Origin of the sequence: Pseudomonas sp. NPDC087803 (genome assembly GCF_044742995.1) — a bacterium.
GTDB lineage: Bacteria > Pseudomonadota > Gammaproteobacteria > Pseudomonadales > Pseudomonadaceae > Aquipseudomonas.
Map to the genome: position 1 here is coordinate 10,583 of NZ_JBIUVO010000039.1, position 24,566 is coordinate 35,148.

General features: G+C 62.2%; 24 protein-coding genes and 1 other RNA gene. 15 read left to right on the forward strand and 10 right to left on the reverse strand.

All coding sequences use genetic code 11. The features are described from left to right. Positions 1 to 429 (forward strand): flagellar basal body-associated protein FliL (locus ACIOUG_RS18295; protein WP_401067427.1); only part of this gene is annotated, 429 nt, incomplete at its 5' end. A gap of 142 nt (positions 430 to 571) precedes the next feature. Here ACIOUG_RS18295 and ACIOUG_RS18300 read toward each other — a convergent pair. Continuing rightward, positions 572 to 1,024, reverse strand: a complete 453-nt coding sequence (locus tag ACIOUG_RS18300) for an EVE domain-containing protein (RefSeq protein WP_401067429.1) — start codon at positions 1,022 to 1,024, stop codon at positions 572 to 574. Between the two features lie 196 nt (positions 1,025 to 1,220). Here ACIOUG_RS18300 and ACIOUG_RS18305 point away from each other — a divergent pair, with 196 nt between their 5' ends. Beyond that, positions 1,221 to 1,376 (forward strand): hypothetical protein, encoded by a 156-nt coding sequence (locus ACIOUG_RS18305; RefSeq protein WP_003229308.1) that lies wholly within the window; start codon positions 1,221 to 1,223, stop codon positions 1,374 to 1,376. A 35-nt stretch (positions 1,377 to 1,411) separates the two neighbouring features. Here the strand turns inward: ACIOUG_RS18305 and ACIOUG_RS18310 are convergent, their stop codons facing one another. The 4 genes from ACIOUG_RS18310 to ACIOUG_RS18325 form a co-directional block, all read right to left on the reverse strand. Continuing rightward, a complete protein-coding gene (locus ACIOUG_RS18310) occupies positions 1,412 to 2,017 on the reverse strand; it encodes a 5-formyltetrahydrofolate cyclo-ligase (protein ID WP_401067431.1) in 606 nt (201 codons plus the stop codon). Between the two features lie 80 nt (positions 2,018 to 2,097). Next, a non-coding RNA gene (gene ssrS, locus ACIOUG_RS18315) (6S RNA) lies at positions 2,098 to 2,276 on the reverse strand. A 30-nt stretch (positions 2,277 to 2,306) separates the two neighbouring features. Next, positions 2,307 to 2,624 (reverse strand): cell division protein ZapA, encoded by a 318-nt coding sequence (locus ACIOUG_RS18320; RefSeq protein ID WP_007967943.1) that lies wholly within the window; start codon positions 2,622 to 2,624, stop codon positions 2,307 to 2,309. Next, positions 2,621 to 2,830 (reverse strand): TIGR02449 family protein, encoded by a 210-nt coding sequence (locus ACIOUG_RS18325; protein ID WP_103483758.1) that lies wholly within the window; start codon positions 2,828 to 2,830, stop codon positions 2,621 to 2,623. The genes ACIOUG_RS18320 and ACIOUG_RS18325 overlap by 4 nt, the downstream gene beginning before the upstream one ends. Before the next feature lie 134 nt (positions 2,831 to 2,964). On the opposite strand from ACIOUG_RS18325, the gene ACIOUG_RS18330 reads away from it, so the two are divergent. The 9 genes from ACIOUG_RS18330 (at position 2,965) to gcvH (ending at position 12,480) form a co-directional block, all read left to right on the forward strand. Continuing rightward, positions 2,965 to 3,522, forward strand: coding sequence for a YecA family protein (locus ACIOUG_RS18330; protein WP_401067432.1), 558 nt, complete (start codon positions 2,965 to 2,967; stop codon positions 3,520 to 3,522). Positions 3,523 to 3,549: 27 nt separating this feature from the next. Beyond that, complete coding sequence (gene pepP, locus ACIOUG_RS18335; RefSeq protein ID WP_139055153.1) at positions 3,550 to 4,884, forward strand: Xaa-Pro aminopeptidase; 1,335 nt, start codon at positions 3,550 to 3,552, stop codon at positions 4,882 to 4,884. Next, positions 4,881 to 6,068, forward strand: coding sequence for a 2-octaprenyl-6-methoxyphenyl hydroxylase (gene ubiH, locus ACIOUG_RS18340; RefSeq protein ID WP_401067434.1), 1,188 nt, complete (start codon positions 4,881 to 4,883; stop codon positions 6,066 to 6,068). Before pepP ends, ubiH begins: the two co-directional genes overlap by 4 nt. Next, on the forward strand, positions 6,061 to 6,546 hold the full coding sequence (locus ACIOUG_RS18345) for a DUF4442 domain-containing protein (RefSeq protein ID WP_401067436.1): 486 nt from the start codon (positions 6,061 to 6,063) through the stop codon (positions 6,544 to 6,546). The genes ubiH and ACIOUG_RS18345 overlap by 8 nt, the downstream gene beginning before the upstream one ends. A gap of 9 nt (positions 6,547 to 6,555) precedes the next feature. Continuing rightward, on the forward strand, positions 6,556 to 7,773 hold the full coding sequence (locus ACIOUG_RS18350) for a 2-octaprenyl-3-methyl-6-methoxy-1,4-benzoquinol hydroxylase (protein ID WP_401067486.1): 1,218 nt from the start codon (positions 6,556 to 6,558) through the stop codon (positions 7,771 to 7,773). A 214-nt stretch (positions 7,774 to 7,987) separates the two neighbouring features. Continuing rightward, a complete protein-coding gene (locus ACIOUG_RS18355; protein WP_401067438.1) occupies positions 7,988 to 8,992 on the forward strand; it encodes an extracellular solute-binding protein in 1,005 nt (334 codons plus the stop codon). Between the two features lie 200 nt (positions 8,993 to 9,192). After that, the gene (locus ACIOUG_RS18360) at positions 9,193 to 10,809 is read left to right on the forward strand and encodes an ABC transporter permease (protein ID WP_401067440.1); all 1,617 of its coding nucleotides are present in this window, start codon (positions 9,193 to 9,195) and stop codon (positions 10,807 to 10,809) included. A gap of 156 nt (positions 10,810 to 10,965) precedes the next feature. Then, complete coding sequence (gene gcvT, locus ACIOUG_RS18365; protein WP_401067442.1) at positions 10,966 to 12,048, forward strand: glycine cleavage system aminomethyltransferase GcvT; 1,083 nt, start codon at positions 10,966 to 10,968, stop codon at positions 12,046 to 12,048. 48 nt (positions 12,049 to 12,096) lie between these two features. After that, positions 12,097 to 12,480 carry a glycine cleavage system protein GcvH gene (gcvH, locus tag ACIOUG_RS18370; protein ID WP_401067444.1) on the forward strand — a complete coding sequence of 128 codons (384 nt, stop codon included), beginning with the start codon at positions 12,097 to 12,099 and terminating at the stop codon, positions 12,478 to 12,480. 104 nt (positions 12,481 to 12,584) lie between these two features. Here gcvH and ACIOUG_RS18375 read toward each other — a convergent pair whose 3' ends face one another. Then, positions 12,585 to 13,724, reverse strand: coding sequence for a DegT/DnrJ/EryC1/StrS family aminotransferase (locus ACIOUG_RS18375; RefSeq protein ID WP_401067446.1), 1,140 nt, complete (start codon positions 13,722 to 13,724; stop codon positions 12,585 to 12,587). 156 nt (positions 13,725 to 13,880) lie between these two features. Here ACIOUG_RS18375 and gcvP point away from each other — a divergent pair, with 156 nt between their 5' ends. Further along, positions 13,881 to 16,754 carry an aminomethyl-transferring glycine dehydrogenase gene (gcvP, locus tag ACIOUG_RS18380; protein WP_401067448.1) on the forward strand — a complete coding sequence of 958 codons (2,874 nt, stop codon included), beginning with the start codon at positions 13,881 to 13,883 and terminating at the stop codon, positions 16,752 to 16,754. Positions 16,755 to 16,941: 187 nt separating this feature from the next. Here gcvP and ACIOUG_RS18385 read toward each other — a convergent pair whose 3' ends face one another. The 3 genes from ACIOUG_RS18385 to ACIOUG_RS18395 form a co-directional block, all read right to left on the reverse strand. Beyond that, positions 16,942 to 17,262, reverse strand: a complete 321-nt coding sequence (locus ACIOUG_RS18385) for a DUF2388 domain-containing protein (RefSeq protein WP_169843014.1) — start codon at positions 17,260 to 17,262, stop codon at positions 16,942 to 16,944. A gap of 66 nt (positions 17,263 to 17,328) precedes the next feature. Continuing rightward, positions 17,329 to 19,113 (reverse strand): GspE/PulE family protein, encoded by a 1,785-nt coding sequence (locus ACIOUG_RS18390; protein ID WP_401067451.1) that lies wholly within the window; start codon positions 19,111 to 19,113, stop codon positions 17,329 to 17,331. Between the two features lie 90 nt (positions 19,114 to 19,203). Continuing rightward, the gene (locus tag ACIOUG_RS18395; protein WP_401067454.1) at positions 19,204 to 19,542 is read right to left on the reverse strand and encodes a hypothetical protein; all 339 of its coding nucleotides are present in this window, start codon (positions 19,540 to 19,542) and stop codon (positions 19,204 to 19,206) included. 126 nt (positions 19,543 to 19,668) lie between these two features. Here ACIOUG_RS18395 and ACIOUG_RS18400 point away from each other — a divergent pair, with 126 nt between their 5' ends. Further along, complete coding sequence (locus ACIOUG_RS18400; protein WP_401067457.1) at positions 19,669 to 20,133, forward strand: Lrp/AsnC family transcriptional regulator; 465 nt, start codon at positions 19,669 to 19,671, stop codon at positions 20,131 to 20,133. Positions 20,134 to 20,254: 121 nt separating this feature from the next. Here the strand turns inward: ACIOUG_RS18400 and ACIOUG_RS18405 are convergent, their stop codons facing one another. Continuing rightward, a complete protein-coding gene (locus tag ACIOUG_RS18405) occupies positions 20,255 to 21,625 on the reverse strand; it encodes an inorganic triphosphatase (RefSeq protein ID WP_401067459.1) in 1,371 nt (456 codons plus the stop codon). A 156-nt stretch (positions 21,626 to 21,781) separates the two neighbouring features. Between ACIOUG_RS18405 and argE the strand changes: the two genes are divergently transcribed. Both argE and argA read left to right on the forward strand, forming a co-directional pair. Next, positions 21,782 to 22,936, forward strand: a complete 1,155-nt coding sequence (argE, locus tag ACIOUG_RS18410; protein ID WP_401067461.1) for an acetylornithine deacetylase — start codon at positions 21,782 to 21,784, stop codon at positions 22,934 to 22,936. A gap of 267 nt (positions 22,937 to 23,203) precedes the next feature. Next, complete coding sequence (argA, locus tag ACIOUG_RS18415; protein ID WP_401067462.1) at positions 23,204 to 24,502, forward strand: amino-acid N-acetyltransferase; 1,299 nt, start codon at positions 23,204 to 23,206, stop codon at positions 24,500 to 24,502. The last annotated feature ends 64 nt before the right edge of the window (positions 24,503 to 24,566 follow it).

Genomic DNA, 24,566 nt, shown 5'->3' on the forward strand with positions numbered 1-24,566 from the left:
AAACCGGATAACGAGCGCATTCTGAAAGCGTGGCTCCTCGACTTGCTGGCCCAGTCTCTCCCTGTGGCAGCGCTGGCCGAAGAAGCCAAAGAAGGCGAGGCGCCGAAAGTCAACTACATCACCCTGAGCCCGCCGTTCGTGGGCAACTACGGGCTGGACGGCACGCCGAAGCTCAAGGTCTACAAGGCCGACGTGGCGCTGCGCGTAACGGGCGAGGAGGCGACCAAACTGGTCAAGGCCAACGAGCCGCTGATCCGCAATCAACTGGTAGCGCTGTTCACCCAGCAGACGACCGAGGCGATGGGCAGCATCGAAGGCAAGGAAAAGCTGCGTCAGGAAGCCCTGAAGCAGACCCAGCAAGTGATGAACGACGAGACCGGCAAGCCGGTGGTTGAAGACCTGTTGTTCAACAACCTGATCATTCAATAAAGCTTCTGCTGTCCGGGTGGGCCTCTTCGCGAGCAAGCCCGCTCCCACAGTGGTTTTGTGGTGTCACATGAATTTGTGATCACCGCGCAACCCTGTGGGAGCGGGCTTGCTCGCGAAAGCGATTCATCAGTTGCCAAATGAATCACTGCTTGAGCGCAATCACGGCCGCCCATTGCTCCGCCGTCACCGGCATCACCGACAGCCGCGACCCCTTCTGCACCAACGGCATTTCGGCAAGCGCGGTCTGCTGCTTCAGATAATCCAGCTTCAATACCCGCGCAAACGTCTCGACATGTTCGACATCAATCGCACTCCACGCGTTTTTATCGGGTGTGGCCTTGGGGTCGAAGTAATGGCTCTGCGGCTCCAGTGCGGTGGGATCCGGGTACGCCGCCTGAATAATCTTGCCGATTCCGGCAATCCCTGGCTCGGGGCAGCTGGAATGGTAGAAAAAGAACTCGTCCCCGACCGACATCGCCCGCAGGAAATTGCGCGCCTGATAGTTGCGCACCCCGTCCCAGCGCGCCGTGCCGAGTTTCTCCAAACCTTTGATCGAGAGTTCGTCGGGCTCGGATTTCATCAGCCAATAGGCCATGTCTTTTGCTCCTCAAGCGGTCATTGGGCAGGTTGTCGGGCAATTTTATGACAAACCGACGGTCGGTTGACGTCAGCGTTTGCGCCGAGGTTCACGTTGTCGCAAAATGCCGGCCTTTAAAGCTTGACGCTGCTGCACGGCTACGAACGGAAACCGCTGCTGTCATCGTGATGATGTGCCTTGAGGGGGGCAATCGATGAAACGCAAACCGGATTTGCTATGGACTTTGGTTATTTTGTTCGGCCTTGGCGTCGTGACCACTGGTTACGCGCAAAGTCTGTGGACGAGCAAGACCGATGCGCCGGTTGAAGTCGCGCAACAGGTTCAACAGTCGACTGCCTTCAAACGCTGAAACTGCCTTCCCGACGCCGCTGATCTGCGCGGCGTCTATCCCGCGAAATACCACGCCTTATCTGTAACCGTGCCCTGCAACGGTACATCCCAGCTGGCCTGCGCCAGCCGTTCGACCTTCTGACATTCATGGGCCAGACCCAGCAGCGTCGGCTTGCGCCAGTTTTTGCGCCGGGCCAGGTACGCCAGACTGCGATCGTAGAATCCGCCGCCCATCCCCAGGCGCCCGCCAACATCGTCAAACCCCACCAGTGGCAACAACACCAGATCCAGAGTCCAGATCTTGCGCTGATGGGCCAGATTGGCTCGTGGTTCGAGAATGCGGAAGCGGTTGGGCTTGAGCTTTTCGCCGGGGCGAATCCGCTGGAACACCATTTTGGTTCGCGGCCAGGCGCTGAGCACCGGCAGGTAGGTGGCCTTGCCGCGACGCTGGGCTTCGCGCAGCAGCAGGCGCGGGTCGATTTCACCGTCGGTGGGCAGATACAGGGAAATGTGTTTGGCCCGGCGAAAGTGCGTGTCTTGCGCCAGTTGCCGGAACAGGCCTTTGGCGGCCTGTCGTTGTTCACCAGGAGTCAGTGAGCGGCGCGCCTTGCGCAGCAGGCGGCGGAGTTGCGGGCGGGGCAGCAGCGCAGGTTCGGTCATGGTTCGGCTTCGGCAGGTGAGGGCGAAAACGCACGCATAAAAAATCCGATGCCGGCAAAAACCGGCATCGGATTCGAATCAGGCTCCCCGGATGAACCGCTGTCAACTTAGCCCTTGAACCCGAAAGTTCAAGGTGGAGGATGCAGTAGACTTTAAGGCTTTCCGTCTGGCGGACATGCACACCAGCCCAACGTGCAACCTCCAGGGTAGTGCAAATCGGCTCAGGGACTTCGTCAACTGGCAAGCTCCCCAGGGAGTGCCGCGAGTATACCTCAAGCGGCCTGGCGAATCAGCCCTTGCTGATGTCCGGATCGTCGGCCAGCACCAGATCGACACGATCGAGCAAGTCTCGCACCTGTTCACGGGTCGAGCCGCTGGCCTGGATGTCCGGGCGCTCTTCTTTGTGCAAGAGGTCGTGGGTGATGTTCAGCGCGGCCATCACTGCAATACGGTCGGCGCCGATGACTTTGCCGCTGCTGCGGATCTCGCGCATCTTGCCGTCCAGGTAACGGGCGGCGCTGACCAGATTGCTGCGTTCTTCCTGGGGGCAGATGATCGAATATTCTTTATCGAGGATCTGCACGGTAACGCTATTGCTTGAACTCATGAGTCTTGCTCCAGGGCCTTGAGGCGCGAAATCATCGATTCGACCTTACGCCGGGCGATTTCGTTTTTTTCAATGAGGTGAGCGCGTTCCTCGCGCCAGGTCTTTTCCTGAGCTAGTAAGAGTGCGTTTTGACTCTTTAGTTGCTCGACTCGGGTAATCAGCTTTTCGAGTCTGGCCATCAGCGCTTGCAGGTCGGTGTCTTCCATTGTGTCCACTGAATTCATCTGATGGGCGGCAGGCGCCTGGCTGGCGGACAGCCTTTAATAGTCTTGGCGAGTCTGTCGTTGTAGGATACAAGGCCTTCATTCTAGACATAGCGCCGTCTGGCGCCTAGCTGCCCATGACCATTGCGAATTCCCCGTACCAAGCCTTTGCCACCCTGCTGACTGCCAGCGGCCACAACGTCTCGCCTGCCGAACTGCATGGCCTGCTGCTCGGCCGCAGCTGCGCCGGCGCCGGCTTCGATAACGAAGGCTGGCTGATCGACGCCGCCGAACTGCTCGAAGGCGATATCCAGGACAACGTCCGCAACGCCCTGATCGGCCTGCAAGAGATGGTCAAGGGTGAGTTGACCGGCGACGACGTCACCGTCGTTCTGCTGCTGCCGACCGATGACGCGCCGCTGGCCGACCGCGCTGCCGCGCTGGGCCAATGGTGCCAAGGCTTCCTCAGCGGTTTCGGCCTGACCCGCCGCGCCTACGCGCTGAGCACCGAGGCAAACGAAGTGCTGCAGGATCTGGCCGCGATCTCCCAGGTGCAAGACGCCCTGGAAGAGTCCGACGACGGCGAAAACGATTACATGGAAGTTATGGAATACCTGCGCGTCGCGCCGCTGCTGCTGTTCTCGGAAACCAGGAAAGCCGACGTGCCTCCAGCCGCCAAACCGTCGCTGCATTAATCGCGTGCCAGGGAAAGCCATCTGCCCATGACCCATATCCCCAAAGCGGAATACAGCCGTCGCCGCAAGGCCCTGATGGCGCAGATGGAACCCAACAGCATCGCGATCCTGCCCGCCGCCGCGGTCGCGATCCGCAACCGCGACGTCGAGCACGTCTACCGTCAGGACAGCGACTTCCAGTACCTCAGTGGATTCCCCGAGCCACAAGCCGTCATCGTCCTGATGCCCGGTCGCGAGCACGGTGAGTACGTGCTGTTCTGCCGAGAACGCAACGCCGAGCGCGAATTATGGGACGGCCTGCGCGCCGGCCAGGAAGGCGCGATCCGTGATTACGGCGCTGACGACGCGTTCCCGATCACCGACATCGACGACATCCTCCCGGGCCTGATCGAAGGCCGCGACCGGGTGTACTCGGCAATGGGTAGCAACCCGGAATTCGATCGGCACCTGATGGACTGGATCAATGTGATCCGCTCCAAGGCGCACCTCGGCGCCCAGCCACCGAACGAATTCGTTGCCCTGGATCACCTGCTGCACGACATGCGCCTGTATAAATCGGCGGCAGAAGTGAAAGTGATGCGCGAAGCCGCACGGATTTCCGCTCAGGCCCACATCCGCGCGATGCAGGCCAGCCGGCCGGGACTGTACGAATACAGCCTCGAAGCCGAGCTCGATTACGAGTTCCGCAAGGGCGGGGCGAAGATGCCGGCCTACGGTTCGATCGTCGCTGCCGGGCGCAACAGCTGCATCCTGCATTACCAGCAGAATGACGCGCTGCTCAAGGACGGCGATCTGGTGTTGATCGACGCCGGTTGCGAAATCGACTGCTATGCCAGCGACATCACCCGCACCTGGCCGGTCAACGGCAAGTTTTCCGCCGAGCAGAAAGCGATCTACGAACTGGTGCTGGCCTCGCAGGAAGCCGCATTCGCCGAAATCGCTCCGAACAAAAACTGGAACCAGGCGCACGAAGCGACGGTGCGGGTGATTACCGCAGGCCTGGTCAAGCTCGGAATCCTGCAAGGCGAGGTCGATGAGTTGATCGCGACCGAAGCCTATAAAGCGTTTTACATGCACCGTGCCGGCCATTGGCTGGGCATGGATGTGCACGACGTCGGCGAATACAAGGTCGGCGGCGAATGGCGAGTGCTGGAGGTCGGCATGGCGCTGACCGTCGAGCCGGGCATCTACATCGCCCCGGACAACCAGAACGTAGCGAAGAAATGGCGCGGCATTGGCGTGCGCATCGAGGATGACGTGGTAGTGACCAAGACCGGTTGTGAAATATTGACCAACGGCGTACCGAAAACCGTCGCCGAAATCGAAGCGCTGATGGCGCAAGCACGGACACACGCGGCATGAGTCGAGTCAATCTGGCAATCATCGGTGGCGGCCTGGTCGGCGCCAGTCTGGCGTTGGCCTTGCAGGCCGGGGCCAAGGCTCGTGGCTGGAAAATCGTCCTGATCGAACCGTTCGCCCCCGGCGACAGCTGGCAGCCGAGCTACGACGCACGTTCGTCGGCGCTATCCTTCGGTTCGCGGCAGATCTATCAACGGCTGGGTGTGTGGCAGGAAATTTCCCGCCGCGCCGAGCCGATCAAACAGATTCACGTGTCCGACCGTGGTCGCTTCTCCACCGCCCGTCTGTCGGCAATGGAAGAGGGCGTGCCGGCGCTCGGCTATGTGGTGGAAAACGCCTGGCTCGGCCAGTGCCTTTGGCAGCATCTGGATAAAGACGTGATCAGCTGGCGCTGCCCGGCGGAAGTCACGCGCATGGAGCCGCTGGCCGACGGCTATCGCCTGACCCTCAACGATGAAACCACCGTCGAGTGCGATCTGGCGGTGCTCGCCGATGGCGGCCGCTCCGGTCTGCGCGAGCAACTGGGCATCAACGTGCGCAAGCGTCCGTACAACCAGAGCGCGCTGATCGCCAACATCACCCCGAGTGAAGCGCACAACGGCATGGCCTTCGAGCGGTTCACCGACGAAGGGCCGATGGCCTTGCTGCCGCTGCCGGACAACCGTTGCGCACTGGTCTGGACCCGTCTGGGCATGGACGCACAACGCCTTGCCGATCTCAGCGAGCGCGATTTCCTCAGTGAATTGCAAGGCGTGTTCGGCTACCGCCTCGGCACCTTGAAACAGGTCGGTGCGCGGCATCTGTATCCGCTGTCGCTGGTCGAGGCCGAGGAGCAAGTGCGCTCGCATCTGGCCGTGCTGGGCAATGCCGCGCACAGCCTGCACCCGATTGCCGGGCAGGGTTTCAACCTGTCCTTGCGTGACGCCGATGCATTGGCCGCAGCGCTGCTGGCCAGCGATAAACCGCTGGGCGACTTCGCCACCTTGCAGGCCTATCGCGAACGTCAGCGTCTGGATCAGGACCTCACCGTGGGCTTCTCCGATCAGGTCACCCGCCTGTTCGGCAGCACCCAGCCGCTGGTCTCGCTGGGGCGCAATATCGGCCTGCTCGGCCTCGACCTGCTGCCGCCGGCCAAACGCTGGTTCGCCCGTCAGGCCATGGGGTTGGGAACGCGCCCGGATGCTTAAGTGGTTGAGCGCAAAATTCGGCAAGGCGCGATTGATGCGCTGGGTGATGATGTTCTATCCGCCGTACCTTGGCGCCGGGGTGCGGGTGCGGCACATCAGCGATGACTTTCGCGATGTTCAGGTGTCGATGGGGCTGGGTTGGTACAACCGCAACTACGTCGGCACCCAGTTTGGTGGCAGCCTGTATTCGATGGTCGATCCGTTCTACATGCTGATGCTGATGGAAAACCTCGGGCCGCGTTACATCGTCTGGGACAAGGCGGCCGACATCGATTTCATCTCACCGGGCAAAGGCCCGGTGTTTGCCCGGTTCAACATCGACGACACCCTGCTCGACGAGATCCGCCGGCAGACCGCCAGTGGCGAGAAATACCTGCCGCAATTGCAGGTCGACATTCATGACGGCGCCGGCAACCTCGTGGCGCGAGTCGGAAAAACCCTTTACGTGCGGCTCAAGCCGCAAGCGAGACAGGCTTAAAGCATGGAAATGCGCGCAGATCTGCTGATTGTCGGAGCCGGAATGGTCGGCAGCGCCCTCGCGTTGGCGTTGCAGGACAGCGGCCTGGAAGTGCTGCTGCTCGATGGCAGCCCGTTGAGCGTCAAACCGTTCGATACCGACGCGCCGTTCGAGCCGCGGGTGAGTGCCTTGTCGGCGGCCAGCCAGCGGATACTCGAACGCCTCGGCGTCTGGGACGGCATTGCCCAACGTCGCAGCAGCCCCTACACCGACATGCACGTGTGGGACGGCAGCGGCACCGGACAGATTCATTTTTCGGCGAGCAGTGTGCATGCCGAAGTGCTCGGTCATATCGTCGAAAACCGCGTGGTGCAGGATGCCTTGCTCGATCGTTTGCACGACTGCGATCTGGGCATGCTGGCCAATGCGCGACTGGAGCAGATGCGTCGCTCCGGCGACGACTGGCTGCTGACCCTGGCCGATGGTCGCCAGTTGCGCGCGCCGCTGGTGATTGCAGCGGACGGAGCCAATTCGGCGGTGCGCCGCCTGACCGGCGTCGCTACCCGCGAGTGGGATTACCTGCACCACGCCATCGTTACCAGCGTGCGCAGCAGCAAACCGCACCGGATGACCGCGTGGCAGCGTTTCACCGATCACGGGCCGTTGGCGTTTCTGCCGCTGGAAGGTGACGGGCAGCAGGACTGGTGCTCGATCGTCTGGTCGACCACCCCGAGTGAAGCCGAACGCCTGATGGCGCTGGATGAGGCCGCGTTCTGCCGTGAGCTGGAGCGGGCGTTCGAAGGTTGCCTGGGCGAGGTGATCAGCGCTGATCCACGTCTGTGCGTGCCGTTGCGTCAACGTCACGCCAAACGCTATGTCGCCGAAGGCCTGGCACTGATCGGTGACGCGGCGCACACCATTCACCCATTGGCCGGGCAAGGCGTGAACCTCGGGTTCCTCGATGCGGCGGTGCTGGCTGAAGTGCTGTTGCAAGCCGCCGAACGTGGCGAGCGCCTGGCCGATGTGAAAGTGCTGAGCCGCTACGAACGTCGGCGCATGCCGCACAACCTGGCGTTGATGGCGGCGATGGAGGGCTTCGAGCGCCTGTTCCAGGCCGATCCGCTGCCGTTGCGCTGGTTGCGCAATGCCGGGTTGAAGCTGGTGGAGCAGATGCCCGAGGCCAAGGCGTTGTTTGTTCGCGAAGCACTTGGCCTCACAGGCGACCTCCCGGCCCTGGCCAAACCCTGAGTCGATCACGCTCCCTGTAGGAGCTGCCGCAGGCTGCGATCTTTTGATTTTGCTCTTCAAAACCAAGATCAAAAGATCGCAGCCTGCGGCAGCTCCTACAGGGGGGTGTTGCCCTGTGCAACATCTGGTAACTCCTTGCTCAAGTGTTCGATTGAGCTGGTAAATGTGAGTCCTTATCATTTGGCCCACATTTTCCGACCGAGAGACCACTCCCATGTTGGCACCCAAGCGTCTTCTGACTGCACTGGCCCTGACCCTGATCGGCAGCACCACCGCCCAGGCCGCCGACGAGGTGGTGGTCTATTCCTCGCGTATCGATGAGCTGATCAAACCGGTATTCGACGCCTACACCGCGAAAACCGGGGTGAAGATCAAATTCATCACCGACAAGGAAGCGCCGCTGATGCAGCGGATCAAGGCCGAAGGCGCAAACGCCACCGCCGACCTGCTGCTCACCGTCGATGCCGGCAACCTCTGGCAGGCCGAGCAGATGGGCATTCTGCAGCCGTTCACCTCGAAGACCATCGACGCCAACATTCCCGCGCAATATCGCTCCTCCAGCCACGCCTGGACCGGCCTGAGCCTGCGCGCGCGGACCATCGCCTATTCCACCGAGCGGGTGAAGCCGGGCGAACTGACCACCTACGAAGCGCTGGCCGACAAGAACTGGGAAGGGCGCCTGTGCCTGCGCACGGCGAAGAAGGTCTACAACCAGTCGCTGACCGCGACCATGATCGAAGTGCACGGCGCCGAGAAGACCGAGAAGATCCTCAAGGGCTGGGTCAACAACCTGTCCACCGATGTGTTCTCCGACGACGTTGCGGTGCTCGAAGCGATCAACGCCGGGCAGTGCGACGTCGGCATCGTCAACACCTACTACTACGGCCGCCTGCACCAGCAGAAGCCGGACCTGCCGGTGAAACTGTTCTGGCCGAATCAGGCCGATCGCGGTGTACACGTGAACCTGTCGGGCATCGGCCTGACCAAACACGCACCGCACCCGGAAGCGGCCAAGGCGCTGGTCGAGTGGATGACCACACCCGAGGCGCAGAAAATCTTCGCCGACGTCAACCAGGAATTCCCGGCCAACCCGGCGGTGAAGCCTTCCGAAGAAGTGGCGGCGTGGGGCCAGTTCGTCGCTGACACCTTGCCGGTGGAAGTGGCGGGCAAGCGTCAGGCGGAAGCGATCCGCATGATGGATCGGGCGGGCTGGAACTAAAACCTGGTTATATCCTGTGGCGAGGGGATTTATCCCCGATGGGGTGCGAAGCACCCCCAATGCCCTTAATCAAAGCGTACTGATACACCGCGGGCGTAGCATTTTACGAATGCTGCGCATCCGATCGGGGATAAATCCCCTCGCCACAATTGGGGCTGGCATTACTCTTGCGCCGACCCACGATTTATTAGAGAACCCCCTTGGCCCACCCCGCCCAACGCCGCTGGTATCCCATCGTCTTCGCCATTGCCGCGCTGGTGCTGTTGCCCCTGAGTGTTCTGCTGCTGTCGTGGCAGACCATCGATCAGCAGATCTGGTCCCATTTGTGGGAAACCCAGATGCCGCGCCTGCTCGGCAACACCCTGACCCTGGTGCTTGGCGTCGGCGTCGGCGTGACGCTGCTCGGCGTGAGCCTCGCCTGGCTCACCAGCCTCTGCGAATTCCCCGGACGGCGCTGGCTCGACTGGGCGCTGATGCTGCCGTTCGCCATCCCGGCCTATGTGCTGGCGTTCGTCTTCGTCGGCCTGCTGGACTTCGCCGGCCCGGTGCAAACCCTGTTGCGTGAGTGGTTCGGCAGCGGCTTGCGCCTGCCGCGCGTGCGCTCCACCGGCGGGGTCATTGTGGTGCTGGTGCTGGTGTTTTACCCCTACGTTTATCTGCTGGCGCGTACTGCGTTTCTCGCTCAAGGCAAAGGCCTGATGGAAGCGGCGCGGGTGCTCGGGCAATCGCCGTGGCAGGCGTTCTGGCGGGTGGCGTTGCCGATGGCGCGTCCGGCGATTGGCGCCGGTGTCGCACTGGCGCTGATGGAGACGCTGGCGGATTTCGGCGCGGTGTCGGTGTTCAACTTCGACACCTTCACCACCGCGATCTACAAGACCTGGTACGGCTTCTTCAGTCTGTCGAGCGCCGCGCAACTGGCCAGCCTGTTGTTGCTGGTGGTGATGTTGGTGCTGTACGGCGAGCGCCGCGCCCGTGGCGCCAACCGTGCCAGCAACGAGCGCCCTCGGGTCAAGGCGTTGTATCACCTGCGCGGGCTCAAGGCGTTCGCGGCGACCGGCTGGTGCGCTCTGGTATTTGCCTGCGCGTTCGTGATTCCAGTCCTGCAACTTATCGTCTGGTTCTGGCAGCGCGGGCGCTTCGATCTCGATGAGCGTTACGCCGGGCTGATCCTGCACACCCTGTATCTGGGCGCCATGGCGGCGTTGATCACCGTCAGCGTCGCGCTGTTGCTGGCGTTTGCCCGACGGCTGGCGCCGACCCGGGCGATCCGCTCCGGGGTCAGTCTGGCCAATCTTGGTTATGCGCTGCCGGGTTCGGTGCTGGCGGTGTCGATCATGCTGGCGTTCAGTTATCTCGACCGCGAATTGGTGATTCCGCTGTCGGGCTGGCTCGGCGGCGCCGGCAAGCCGCTGCTGCTGGGCAGTCTGGCGGCGTTGCTGATGGCCTATCTGGTGCGCTTTATCGCGGTGGCCTACGGACCACTGGAAAACAGTCTGGCGCGTATACGGCCGTCATTGCCCGAAGCGGCACGTAGTCTGGGTGTCAGTGGGCCGCGACTGTTTTTCAAAGTGTATCTGCCGCTGTTGCTGCCCGGCACACTGAGCGCGGCGTTGCTGGTGTTCGTCGATGTGCTCAAGGAAATGCCCGCGACCCTGTTGATGCGCCCGTTTGGCTGGGACACGCTGGCGGTGCGGATCTTTGAAATGACCAGCGAGGGCGAGTGGGCGCGGGCCTCGTTGCCGGCGCTGACCCTGGTGTTGGTCGGCCTGTTACCGGTCATTGGCCTGATCCGCCGTTCGGCGCACCGAAACACTTAGTCGTCAGTCCTGAATCATGCGGCTACAATGCGCGGCATTCGGTGCGGTTCGTCTGACAGACCCGTTCGCTGAAATCGGCTGGAAGCCTTGTATTTCGCGGCTTTCACCCCGTACAGCGGCTGTCCGCACCTTCGCCACGCCCGGAAGGAGAAACCCATGGGACAGCGTACGCCTCTGTATGACCTGCATCTCGCCCTTGGCGCGAAGATGGTCGATTTTGGCGGTTGGGACATGCCACTGCATTACGGCTCGCAGGTCGAGGAACACCACGAGGTGCGCCGCGATTGCGGGGTGTTCGATGTTTCCCATATGACCGTTATCGACGTTGACGGCCCCCAGGCCAAGGCCTGGCTGCAGCATTTGCTGGCCAATGACGTCGAGCGCCTGCACCGCCCCGGCCGCGCGCTCTACAGCACGATGCTCAACGAGCGCGGCGGCATCGTCGACGACATGATCGTCTATCGCCTCGAAGACCGTTATCGTCTGGTGTTCAACGCCTCCACCCGCGACCAGGATCTGGCGTGGATGCAGGCGCATGTCGCCGGTTACGACGTGCATCTGCACGAGCGTCAGGAACTGGCGATGCTCGCCATTCAAGGCCCGCAGGCCCGGCAGAAAATCGCCGAGCTGGTGACCCAGTCCCGCGCGGCACTGATCCATCACCTCAAACCGTTCGAAGCTGAAGTCGATGGCGACTGGTTCATTGCGCGCACCGGTTACACCGGTGAAGACGGTCTGGAAATCGCCTTGCCGGCCGAACAGGCGCCGGGATTCTTCAACGATCTGGTCGGTGCCGGCATTTCGCCGATCGGCCTCGGTGCGCGCGACACGCTGCGGGTCGAGGCCGGGATGAACCTCTATGGCCAGGACATTCATCAAGATGTCTCGCCGCTGGCGTCCAATATGGCCTGGAGCATTGCCTGGGAACCGGCCTCGCGGCAGTTCATCGGGCGGGCGGCGCTGGAGGCGGAAAAAGCTGCCGGCGTTGCGCACAAACTGGTGGGTCTGGTGCTTGAGGAACGCGGTGTTTTACGCGCCCATCAGGTGGTTCGTATCGCCGATGTTGGCGAAGGAGAGATCACCAGTGGTAGTTTCTCTCCTACGCTGAGCAAATCGATTGCCCTGGCGCGTGTACCGATGGCTACCGCCGACCGCGCCGAAGTGGAAATCCGTGGCAAGTGGTATCCGGTACGAGTGGTCAAACCGACCTTCGTGCGCCATGGCAAAACCTTGATCTAACCTTTTCCGGCGGGCCTGACCGCTGACAATTTCTTGAGGACACCGAGCATGAGCAATATCCCCGCTGAACTGCGTTTTGCCGAAAGTCATGAGTGGGCACGTCTGGAAGCCGACGGCACCGTAACCGTGGGCATCAGCGATCACGCGCAGGAAGCGCTGGGTGATGTGGTGTTCGTCGAGTTGACGGAAGTGGGTAACAAGTTCGCCGCTGAAGATCAGGCCGGTGTAGTCGAGTCGGTGAAAGCCGCTTCCGACATCTACTCGCCGATTGCCGGTGAAGTGATCGCCGTCAACGAAGAACTGAGCGGCACGCCGGAACTGCTGAACACCGATCCATACGGTGCGTGGATCTTCAAGCTCAAGCCGGATAACGCGGCTGATCTGGAAAAACTGCTGGACGCCGCCGGCTACAAGGCTGCAATCGGCGAATAAGCTTCGCCCCTGTAGGAGCTGCCGAAGGCTGCGATCTTTTGATTTTGTTTTTGAAGAAAGATCACAAGATCGCAGCCTTCGGCAGCTCCTACAGGTAGCGTGGTTTAGGGCTTCAATACGGCCTTGACTGCCGCCACCGAACGCTCGACATCTTCCTTGCTCATCGTGGTGAACATCGGCAGCGACACAATCAGTCGCCCGACCCGTTCGGCCACCGGCAGCATGCTTTCCTTGAAACCGCGCTCGCGGTACAGACTCAGCAAATGGATCGGCGGGTAGTGATAGCCGATGCCAATGCCGCGCGCCTGCATCTGCTCCATGAACGTGGCGCGGGCCGGCAAGCCGTCCTGGCGCTCCGGCAGGACCAGCTGGAATAGGTGCCAGTTGCTCTGGGTGAAGTCCGCCGGTGGCAGTTGGGCGCCATAGGTCGCTTCGAAGTCATCGCCAAAACATTTGAAGTAGTGCCGGGCCAGTTCCTGACGATGGGCGGTCAGCGCCTCGATATGGGCGAACTGGCCGAGGCCGATGGTCGCGGCGACGTCGGTCATGTTGAACTTGCCGCCGAGCACGTCGACGTCCAGACCATCGAAGCCGTTGCGGGTCACGCCCTGCAAGCGGTACTTCTCCGCCAGCCGCGCTTCTTCCGCAGTGTTCAGCACCAGGCAGCCGCCCTCGGAGCAGGTGACGTTCTTGTTCGCCTGAAAACTGAACGACACGAAATCGCCGGTGGCGCCAATGCGCTGGCCGTTCCAGCTCGAACCCAGCGCCTGAGCGGCGTCTTCGACAATGCGCAGATTGTGTTTGCGGGCGATGGCGTACAAGCGCTCCATGTCCACCGGCAGGCCGGCGAGGTACACCGGAATCAGCGCTTTGGTGCGCGGGGTAATGGCCGCTTCCAGCTGGTCCAGATCAATGTTGCGGGTCACCGGGTCGATGTCGGCAAACACCGGGGTGGCGCCGACTTCGAGGATCACGTTGGCGGTGGCGACCCAGGAAATCGGTGTGGTGATCACTTCGTCACCCGGGCCGACGCCGGCGATGCGCAAGGCGATTTCCATGGTGCAGGTGCCGGAGTTGAAGGTACGCACCGGGCGCCCGCCGAAGTATTCCGACAGCTGTGCTTCAAAGGCCTGGACCTTCGGCCCGCTGGTGATCCAGCCGGAGCGCAGCACATCGCCGACGGCGGCAATCGTGGCTTCATCAATGACAGGTTTGGAAAACGGCAGGAACGGCAGTTGGTTCATGAGGATTCGATCATCCGGAAGTTGGACGCCTGATGCAGGCGCTACAGCATGCCCCGGAACGCCCGCTGTCGCCAAGCCGTGCGCGGCGGGATCGACTGCTATGCTGGTTTGACCGTGTTGCATTGACGCCGAGCGCCAGCCAAGAGAGAGCCCGTCATGTCCCAGTTGCCATCCTTGAGCCAGTTACGCGACCCCGACGCCTTCCTGCGCCGCCATTTGGGCCCCGACGCCGCCGAACAACAGGCGATGCTCGACAGCCTCGGCCTCGGCAGCCGGGTCGAACTGATCGAGCAGACGGTGCCGCCGGGTATTCGTCTGAATCGGGCGCTGGATTTGCCGCCGGCCCTCGACGAGCAGGCGGCGTTGGCCAAACTGCGCGGGTATGCCGAGCAGAATCAGCTCTGGACCAGCCTGATCGGCATGGGCTACCACGGCACGCTGACGCCAACGGTCATCTTGCGCAACGTGCTGGAAAATCCCGGCTGGTACACCGCGTACACCCCGTATCAACCGGAGATCGCCCAAGGCCGTCTCGAAGCGCTGCTGAATTTCCAGCAACTGACCATCGACCTCACGGGGCTTGAACTGGCCAACGCCTCGTTGCTCGACGAAGCCACCGCCGCTGCGGAAGCCATGGCGCTGGCCAAGCGTGTGGCGAAGTCGAAGAGCAATCTGTTTTTCGTCGATGAGAATTGTCATCCGCAGACTGTTTCCGTGGTGCAGACCCGCGCTGAAGGCTTCGGTTTCGAGCTGATCATCGACGCGGTGGATAACCTCAGCCAGCACCAGGTGTTCGGCGCGTTGTTGCAGTATCCCGACACCCACGGCGAGATCCGTGATCTGCGTCCGGTCATTGATCAGTTGCACGCGCAGCAGGCGCTGGCCTGCGTCGCTACGGATTTGTTGAGCCTGTTGCTGCTGACGCCGCCGGGTGAATTGGGCGCGGATGTGGTGTTCGGCTCGTCTCAGCGCTTTGGCGTACCGATGGGCTACGGTGGGCCGCACGCGGCGTTTTTCGCCAGTCGCGAGGAGTACAAACGGGCGATTCCGGGGCGGATCATCGGCGTGTCGAAAGACGCCCGAGGCAATGTGGCGTTGCGCATGGCCCTGCAAACCCGCGAGCAACATATTCGCCGCGAGAAGGCCAATTCGAACATCTGTACCGCGCAGGTGCTGCTGGCCAACATCGCCAGTTGCTACGCGGTGTATCACGGGCCGCAAGGCTTGCAGCGCATCGCCCAGCGTGTGCACCGCTTGACCTGCATTCTGGCGGCGGGCCTTGAGCGCCATGGTATTGCGCGGGTCAACGAGCAGTTTTTCGACACCCTCACCCTGGAGGTCGGCGGCGCGCAGAGCGCGATCATCGACAGCGCCCGGGCCGCGCAGATCAACCTGCGGATTGTCGGCCGTGGTCGAATCGCTTTGAGCCTCGACGAGACTTGCGATGAAAGCACGGTGGCCAAACTGTTCGACGTGCTGCTGGGCGCCGATCATGGGCTCAACGTCGACGAAATTGATGCAGAAGCGCTGGTTTCCGGTATTCCCGAGCACTTGCAGCGCGGCACACCTTATCTGCGCCATCCGGTATTCAACGCCCATCACAGCGAAACCGAGATGCTGCGCTACCTCAAGCAGCTGGAGAACAAGGATCTGGCGCTGAACCAGTCGATGATCCCGCTGGGCTCCTGCACCATGAAACTCAATGCCACCAGCGAAATGATCCCGATCACTTGGCCGCAGTTCGCCAACCTGCACCCGTTCGCGCCACGGGAGCAGGCGGTCGGTTACACCTTGATGATCGAAGAACTGGAGCGCTGGTTGTGCGCGATCACCGGGTTCGATGCGATCTGCATGCAGCCCAACTCCGGCGCCCAGGGCGAGTACGCCGGGCTGCTGGCAATTCGCAAATATCACGAGAGCCGGCAGCAGGGCGGGCGGGACATTTGCCTGATTCCGTCCTCGGCCCACGGCACCAACCCGGCCTCGGCGCAGATGGCCGGGATGCGCGTGGTGATCGTCGAGTGCGACGAGGCCGGCAACGTCGATCTGGACGACCTGAAAACCAAGGCCGCCGCGGCGGGGGACAAGTTGTCGTGCCTGATGGCGACCTATCCGTCGACCCATGGTGTGTACGAGGAAGGCATCAGCGAGATCTGCGAAGTGATCCACCGGTACGGCGGGCAGGTGTACATGGACGGCGCCAATCTCAATGCGCAGGTCGGGCTGGCGCGGCCGGCGGACATCGGCGCCGACGTGTCGCACATGAACCTGCACAAGACCTTTTGCATCCCCCACGGCGGCGGCGGGCCGGGCATGGGGCCGATCGGCATTCGCGCGCATCTGGCGCCGTTCGTTGCCAATCACCCGGTGGTGCCGATTGACGGCCCGCTGCCGCAGAACGGCGCGGTCAGTGCGGCCCCGTGGGGCAGTGCGAGCATTTTGCCGATCAGCTGGATGTACATCGCGATGATGGGGCCGCAACTGGCGGATGCCAGCGAAGTGGCGATCCTCGCCGCGAATTATCTGGCGCAGCATTTATCCGGCGCATTTGCGGTGCTGTACACCGGACGCAACGGGCGGGTGGCGCATGAATGCATTCTCGATCTGCGGCCGTTGAAAGCGCAGACCGGGATCAGTGAAGAGGACGTCGCCAAGCGTCTGATGGACTATGGCTTCCATGCGCCGACCATGTCCTTTCCGGTGCCGGGCACCTTGATGGTCGAGCCGACCGAGAGCGAATCCAAGGCCGAACTGGACCGGTTTATCGGCGCCATGCTGAGCATCCGCGCGGAAATCAGCGAAGTGCAGAATGGCAACTGGCCGGCGGACGACAACCCGCTGAAACGCGCGCCGCATACCTTGGCGGATGTCACTGGAGTCTGGGAGCGGCCTTACAGCATCGAACAGGGCATCACCCCGGATGCGCACACCAAGGCGCACAAGTATTGGCCGGCGGTGAATCGGGTGGATAATGTTTATGGGGATCGCAATCTGTTTTGTGCCTGCGTCCCGGTGGACGATTACCGTTGATCTTCAGGCAACACGCAGACTCATTGTGGGAGCGGGCTTGCTCGCGAAGGCGGTGGGTCAGGCACATGTGTTTTTTCTGACAGGACGCCTTCGCGAGCAAGCCCGCTCCCACAGGGGGTGTGGTGAATTCGGAAAGACGGGCAAAAAAATGCCGCTCGATCGAGCGGCATTTTTGTTGGCGGCAAGCTTACTCGGAAGCTACTGCGTTCTTCGCCAGAATCGCATTCGCCAGTTCCATGTCCGTGGCCTGCAGGCCCGGGTTGTCGGCGCGGACTTTCTGCATCGCCGCTTCCAGGTACGGCCCACGGATGCCGCCATCGCTGGCGACGAAGCTGCCGGCGTCGTCCTGTGCGGCGACGATCAGCTTGTGATCCTTGAAGGTCAGGTAGGTCGAACCGGTGGTGGCACCGGACGAGATGACGTTACGCCAAAAGCTGTCGGCCATCGCTGAACCAACGGGAAGGGACAGCAAGGCAAGGGTGGCGACAGCAAGTTTGAGACGCATGATTGAGTGACTCCTGGGGGTTAACTATGGTGTTGGATTGCGATTTCCCCGATCCGGTTCCGTAACGGCCTATTTCTGCTCGCTCTGCGGCGTGACCCGCAGCACTTCTTCAATTGTAGTCAGCCCCGCCGCCACCTTTTGCGCGCCGGACAGGCGCAGGCTGCGCATGCCCTCCTTGAACGCTTGGCGGCGGATCGCGGTGAGGTCGGCGTCCGGGGTGATGAACGCCTTGAGGCTGTCGCTCAGTTGCATGATTTCGTAGACCCCGGCGCGCCCGCGATAGCCGGTGTCGCGACATTCCAGACAACCGATAGCCCGTTGCGCATTGCCCGGCAGCGGCGCCTGCCAGGGCCGGGTCAGGGTTTGCCAGTCTTCTTCGCCCAAGGTCAGTGGCGCCTTGCAGTGTGGACACAAGGTGCGCACCAGACGCTGGGCCATGACCCCGAGCACCGTGGCCTTGATCAGATAATGCGGCACGCCGAGTTCCAGCAGGCGGCTGATCGCGCTGGGCGCATCGTTGGTGTGCAGGGTCGAGAGCACCAGGTGCCCGGTGAGCGCGGCCTGAATCGCCATCTCCGCGGTTTCCAGGTCGCGGATCTCGCCGATCATGATGATGTCCGGGTCTTGCCGCATCAGCGCACGCACGCCGGCGGCGAAACTCAGGTCGATGTTGTGCTGCACCTGCATCTGGTTGAACGCCGGCTCGACCATTTCGATCGGGTCTTCGATGGTGCAGAGGTTGATTTCCGGCGTCGCCAGTTTCTTCAGTGTGGTGTAGAGCGTGGTGGTCTTGCCCGAACCGGTCGGCCCAGTGACCAGAATGATGCCGTTGGGCTGACGAGTCATGTCCTGCCAGCGGCGCAGGTCGTCGGCGGAAAACCCAAGCTGATCGAAGTCCTTGAGCAGCACTTCCGGGTCAAAAATCCGCATGACCATTTTTTCGCCGAACGCGGTGGGCAGCGTTGAAAGCCGCAACTCGACCTCGCCGCCGTCCGGAGTCTTGGTCTTGACCCGGCCGTCCTGGGGTTTGCGCTTCTCGGCGACGTTCATCCGCCCGAGGCTTTTCAGGCGACTGACAATGGCCATCGTCACCTGCGGCGGGAATTGATAGACGTTGTGCAGCACGCCGTCGATGCGAAAACGCACCGTGCCTTGTTCGCGGCGCGGTTCGATGTGGATATCACTGGCGCGCTGCTGGAAGGCGTACTGAAACAGCCAGTCGACGATGTTGACGATGTGCGCGTCGTTGGCGTCCGGCTCCTGATCGCTGGCGCCGAGGTTGAGCAGTTGTTCGAAGTTGCCGAGGTTGCCGTTCTGCGCGTCGGCATGGCTGGCGCCGCTGACCGATTTGGCGAGGCGGAAGAACTCGACGCTGAAGCGCTGGATGTCCACCGGGTTGGCGACCACGCGTTTGATTGGCAGCTTCAGTACGTGGGTCAAGTCCGCCTCCCAGCCGGTGACGTAGGGCTGGGCGCTGGCCACGACCACGGCGTCGCGGTCGACCGCCACCGCGAGAATCTTGTGCCGTTGGGCAAAGGCGTAGGACATCAGTGGGGTGATGGCGGCGACGTTGATCTTCAACGGGTCGATGCGCAGGTACGGCTGGCCGGCCTGTTGCGCCAGCCACAGGGTCAGGCTTTCCAGGTCCAGATGTTTGCCCGGACGGCTGAGGTCGTCCAGTTGCTGGCTGGCGATGAATTCCAGCGGATGCTGCTGGCCGTGGGTCGCGTGGCGGCGCCGGGCATTGAGCGCCTGCTCCGCCGAGTCCTGGCTGATGAAGCCTTGGGCGACCAGTTCACGCAACACATCGTTGAGATCCAGCCAGCGGTCCTGAGTGGCGAATTGAACGGACATGCGGGCTCCTTTTGTACGACTGTGCGCAAAGGATAGTCGTGGCCCCGCAGACTGTTGGGCCACTACCCGACAAAGCCGTTGCCGGATTTTTCAGCCGGCCGCCTGAGCCGGCGCAGCCCACGCCGTGTCGGCGTCTTGCAGGTTGACCGAGCAGACGCTGATCAGGTTACGAAGTTTTTCCGCAATCACCTGGGCGCGATGCCAGCTCAGACCGTCGATGACGATGTCGATCGACAGCAGATCGTCGAGCCGTTCGACGTGGACCTGTTGCGGCGTGAGGAACTGCAGTGCGAACAGATTCAGCACCCGCACCAGCAGGTCCGGCTCGGCTTCGGCGAGCAGTTGATAACTCGCACAGCAGTGGGCGTTGTTGACGTTCCACACATCGGCGCGGGGCGCGGGGGTATTCACGGCTTCGAGGTGAGGCATGTCCGGTCTCCAGATTCATTGGAGAAATTTTTACATTCGAAGCCGGGCATTTCTTGTCTAAGATGAGCAAATTAATGGGTTGGTCGACAAGAACCATTCGGCAGATATGCTTTTTGAGGATTAGTTATGCACAGCGAGCTGGACAGCTACGACCGGCGGATTCTCGCCCTGCTGCAAGAGGACGCGTCACTGTCCATAGCGCAGATCGCCGAGCAGGTGGGTCTGTCGCAATCGCCGTGCTGGCGGCGGATTCAGCGGATGAAGGAGGAGGGGGTCATTCGCGGGCAGGTGACCTTGCTTGATCGCAAGAAGATCGGCCTGAACACGCAGATCTTCGCCGAGATCAAACTCAACGCCCACGGGCGTTCGAACTTCACCGAATTCACTGAGGCGATTCGCGGCTTTCCGGAAGTGCTGGAGTGTTATGTGCTGATGGGCGCGGTGGATTTTCTGTTGCGGATCGTCGCGGCGGACATCGAGGCGTATGAGCGATTTTTCTTCGAGAAGCTGTCGCTGGTGCCGGGGATTCAGGAAGTGAACTCGATTGTGGCGTTGTCGGAGATCAAGTCGACCACCAGCCTCCCGGTCTAGCACGGAGGGCCTTTGTGGCGAGGGGATTTATCCCCGATGGGTCGCGAAGCGGCCCCGCTTTAGGCGAAAGCAGGGACTGCTGCGCAGTCCATCGGGGATAAATCCCCTCACCACACAGTCATCACATACGCAGCAGCATTTTCCACGCACGATTCTGATAAACCGCAATCGCCTGTTGCTTGCGCGCATCGAGCAGTTCGTCAGTGATGGTCGGTTCGTTGGCCAGTTGCGCCAGTTTGTTCAACTCGCCGTACAGGCGATCCATCTCCGGGATTTCCAGCACGTTACGCGCGTGGTGCAGCCAGACCTGGATGCGTTCGATGCGCGGCAGTTGCTCGGCCAGATCTTCCGGTTGCTGCTGGTAGCGCTGCAATTGCAGGGAGGTGGCTTCTTCGCCGAGCATGCGCGGCAGCCAGCTGTGCAGTTGCGCGGCGCCCTGGCGGTTGCCGCGAGTATTGCGCTCGGCGGTCCAGGTACGGGCCAGCAGCCAGCGCGAAGCCGTCAGCGAGAACAGGCCCCAGCGCGGGTCTTCCAGTTCTTCAAGGAATTGTTCCGGCGCCGCTTTGCGTACGTCTTCGTCTTCGATGCCGACCTGAACCAGCGGACGCCAGTCTTCCAGCAATGCGTCCAGCGCCACGCGCAGGTCGTGAGTCGCCGGACGCGGTGCGGCCTGGCCGAGGCTGCTGAGCAGGGCGCGCATTTCCGCAAGGTTCTCGACCCAGTCCTGCAGCAGGCGCCAGTGGCCGTTGAAGCGATATTGTTCGGCCAGACGCTGGCTGCTGCCGAGCAAGTGCCAGGCCAGCGCGGCGAAGGCGTCGTCGAGTTGGGTTTCCGGGGTCAGTTGCGGCGCCGGCAGGCTCAGCGAGTAGCTGTTGGCGTCGTACAGACGGTAGCCGCGCTCAGCCTTGCTGATGTCGCACGGCATCAGCGCCAGAGTCTCTGCCAGTTCGGCAGCCAGTTCCAGCAGCGCGGCCGGCTCGCCTTCGCGCAGCTCCAGCTCCAGCTCGCAGATTTCTTCTTTCTGCTTGCCGACCACCACGTGACCGAGGTCGAGTGCGGCTTCGATGACCACTTTGGCCTTGCCGCGGCCCCAGGCGATTTCCGCGCGCTCGCGGACGAAATCGGTGGTGAAGATCGGCTTCAGGGTTTTCTTGTCCAGCTCGGCCAACGCCTCGGGCCAGCATTCGCCGTCGAGTTTCTTCACGTCGAGCTTGGCTTTGGGCAATTTCCAGTCGTACTCGTTGCGCTCGGACAGACCGGCAACGCTCTGGCCGCGGGTCTTGAGGGTCTGAATCACTTCGTCACCGTCCTTGCGCAGGCGCAGGGCGACTTTGGCCTCAGCCAGATCGCGCTCGGGGGTGTCGAAGTACTGGTTCATCAACTCACGGCGTTCCCAGCCATTTTTGTTGCGTTTTTTCAGGAGCGGGTGCTCGCGCAGGGCTGCGAGGGTTTCGCGGCTGACGCGGAGTTTGATTTCGGTTTCTTTCTGCATGGCCGGAAAATCCAGGATCGGGAGCGCAGCCGGGGGAATATGTGGCTGCCAAGGCCGTGCAGTGTACAGGACTGATCCGTCCTACGCCTTGCGGCGGTTTATTCCTGGCGCCGGATGGCTCTATGATGGACTTCAAATCGGGAGTTGGAGTCAGCGATGCCTTTGCCGTCCATGCAAGACCAGTTCGCTGCACTGATCGCCGCACCATCGGTCAGTTGCACCCAACCGAGCCTGGATCAGTCCAACCGGGCGGTGATCGATTTGCTCGCCGGTTGGCTGGGGGATCTGGGCTTCAGCTGCGATATCCAGCAAGTCAGCCCCGGCAAATTCAACCTGCTCGCCAGTTTCGGCAGTGGCCCCGGCGGCCTGGTACTGGCCGGGCACAGCGATACCGTTCCTTATGACGATGCGCTGTGGCAGACCGATCCGCTGAAGCTCAGCGAAGTCGATGGTCGCTGGGTGGGGCTGGGCAGTTGCGACATGAAGGGTTTCTTCGCGCTGATCATCGAGGCTGTGCAGCCGCTGCTCGACCAGCCGTTCAAGCAACCGCTGCTGATCCTTGCCACCTGCGACGAAGAAAGCTCGATGTCCGGTGCCCGCGCGTTGGCCGAGGCCGGCAAGCCGCTGGGCCGTGCGGCGGTGATCGGCGAGCCGACCGGGCTCAAGCCGATCCGCATGCACAAGGGCATCATGATGGAGCGCATCGACATCCTCGGGCAGAGCGGCCATTCGTCGGATCCGCGCCTGGGCCACAGCGCCCTCGAAGCGATGCACGATGCCATCGGCGAGCTGCGCGGTTTGCGCCTGCTGTGGCAGCGTGAATTCAACAACCCGCAGTTCAGCGTGCCGCAGCCAACCATGAACTTCGGCTGTATTCATGGCGGCGACAACCCCAACCGCATCTGCGGCCAGTGTTCGCTGGAGTTCGACCTGCGCCCGTTGCCGGGCATGGACCCGAAAGTGCTGCGTGCGGAAATCCTGCGCAAGCTCAATCCGGTGGCCGAGCGGCACCAGGTGAAGATCGACTACAAGCCATTGTTCCCGGAAGTGCCGCCATTCGAGCAGGCCGAAGATGCCGAATTGGTGCGCATCGCCGAAAAGCTCACCGGTCACCGTGCCGAAGCAGTAGCGTTCGGCACCGAAGCGCCTTATCTTCAGCGCCTTGGTTGCGAAACCATCGTGCTCGGCCCCGGCGACATCGCCTGTGCGCACCAGCCTGGCGAATACCTTGAAATGTCACGTTTGCAGCCTACCGTGCATCTGTTGCGGCAGTTGATTGAACATTATTGCCTGAGCCCGGACAAACCCTGATGTCCCCCTGTGGGAGCGGGCTTGCTCGCGAAGACGGTGGGTCAGTCGACATAGATGTACCTGATACACCGCTTTCGCGAGCAAGCCCGCTCCCACAGGGGGACGGTGTTTTGTCTGATCAAACGCTGTAAATTGCCAGCATCCCAGCCCGTATTCATGAGGAGAGCGCGCGTGTCGCCAAGCCTGTTCCGACGATAACCATCAGCCCGCTGTGCGTTTTCCGTTTCGCCCTTTTTTCCGGCTGCTATTTATTACAGGCCCAGGTTCATGCCCGAATACGTTAACTGGCTTCGTCACGCATCCCCTTACATCAATGCCCACCGCGACTGCACTTTCGTCGTCATGCTGCCCGGCGACGGTGTGGAGCATCCGAATTTCGGCAACATCGTCCACGACCTGGTGCTGTTGCACAGCCTGGGCGTGCGTCTGGTGCTGGTCCACGGTTCGCGCCCGCAGATTGAAACCCGCCTCGCCGCTCGCGGCCTGACCCCGCACTACCACCATGGCATGCGCATCACCGACGCGGCGACGCTGGAATGTGTGATCGACGCGGTGGGCCAGTTGCGCATCGCCATCGAAGCGCGACTGTCGATGGACATGGCCTCGTCGCCGATGCAGGGCTCGCGTCTGCGGGTGGCCAGCGGCAACCTCGTTACGGCGCGGCCGATCGGTGTGCTTGAAGGTGTCGACTATCACCACACCGGCGAAGTGCGCCGGGTCGATCGCAAAGGCATCAACCGTCTGCTCGACGAGCGCTCGATCGTGCTGCTGTCGCCGCTGGGTTATTCGCCGACCGGCGAGATCTTCAACCTGGCCTGCGAAGACGTCGCCACCCGCGCCGCCATCGACCTGGGTGCAGACAAACTGCTGCTGTTCGGCGCCGACCTCGGTCTGATCGACGAGAACGGCAGACTGGTGCGCGAACTGCGTCCGCAACAAGTGCCGGCGCATTTGGCGCGTCTGGGCAACAACTATCAGGCGGAACTGCTGGATGCCGCCGCCGAGGCTTGCCGTGGCGGCGTGGCGCGCAGCCATATCGTCAGCTATGCCGAGGACGGTGCGCTGCTGACCGAACTGTTCACCCGTGATGGTGGCGGTACCCTGGTGGCCCAGGAGCAATTCGAGCTGGTGCGCGAGGCAGCGATTGAAGACGTCGGCGGTCTGCTCGACCTGATCAGTCCGCTGGAAGAGCAGGGGATTCTGGTGCGCCGTTCGCGTGAAGTGCTGGAGCGCGAGATCGAGCAGTTCAGCGTGGTCGAGCGCGAAGGCATGATCATCGCCTGTGCAGCGCTGTACCAGATTGCCGATTCGGACGCCGGTGAGCTGGCGTGCCTGGCGGTGAACCCGGAGTATCGCCACGGCGGTCGCGGTGATGAACTGCTGGAGCGCATCGAGACCCGGGCCCGGGCGCAGGGCCTGAAAACCCTGTTCGTCCTCACTACCCGTACGGCGCACTGGTTCCGCGAGCGCGGCTTCGAACCCAGCAGCGTCGAGCGCCTGCCGGCGGCGCGGGCGTCGCTGTACAACTATCAGCGTAACTCGAAGATCTTCGAAAAGACCCTCTGAAGATTACCGAGGGATTTTTGTGGCGAGGGGATTCATCCCCGATGGGCCGCGCAGCGGCCCCCGC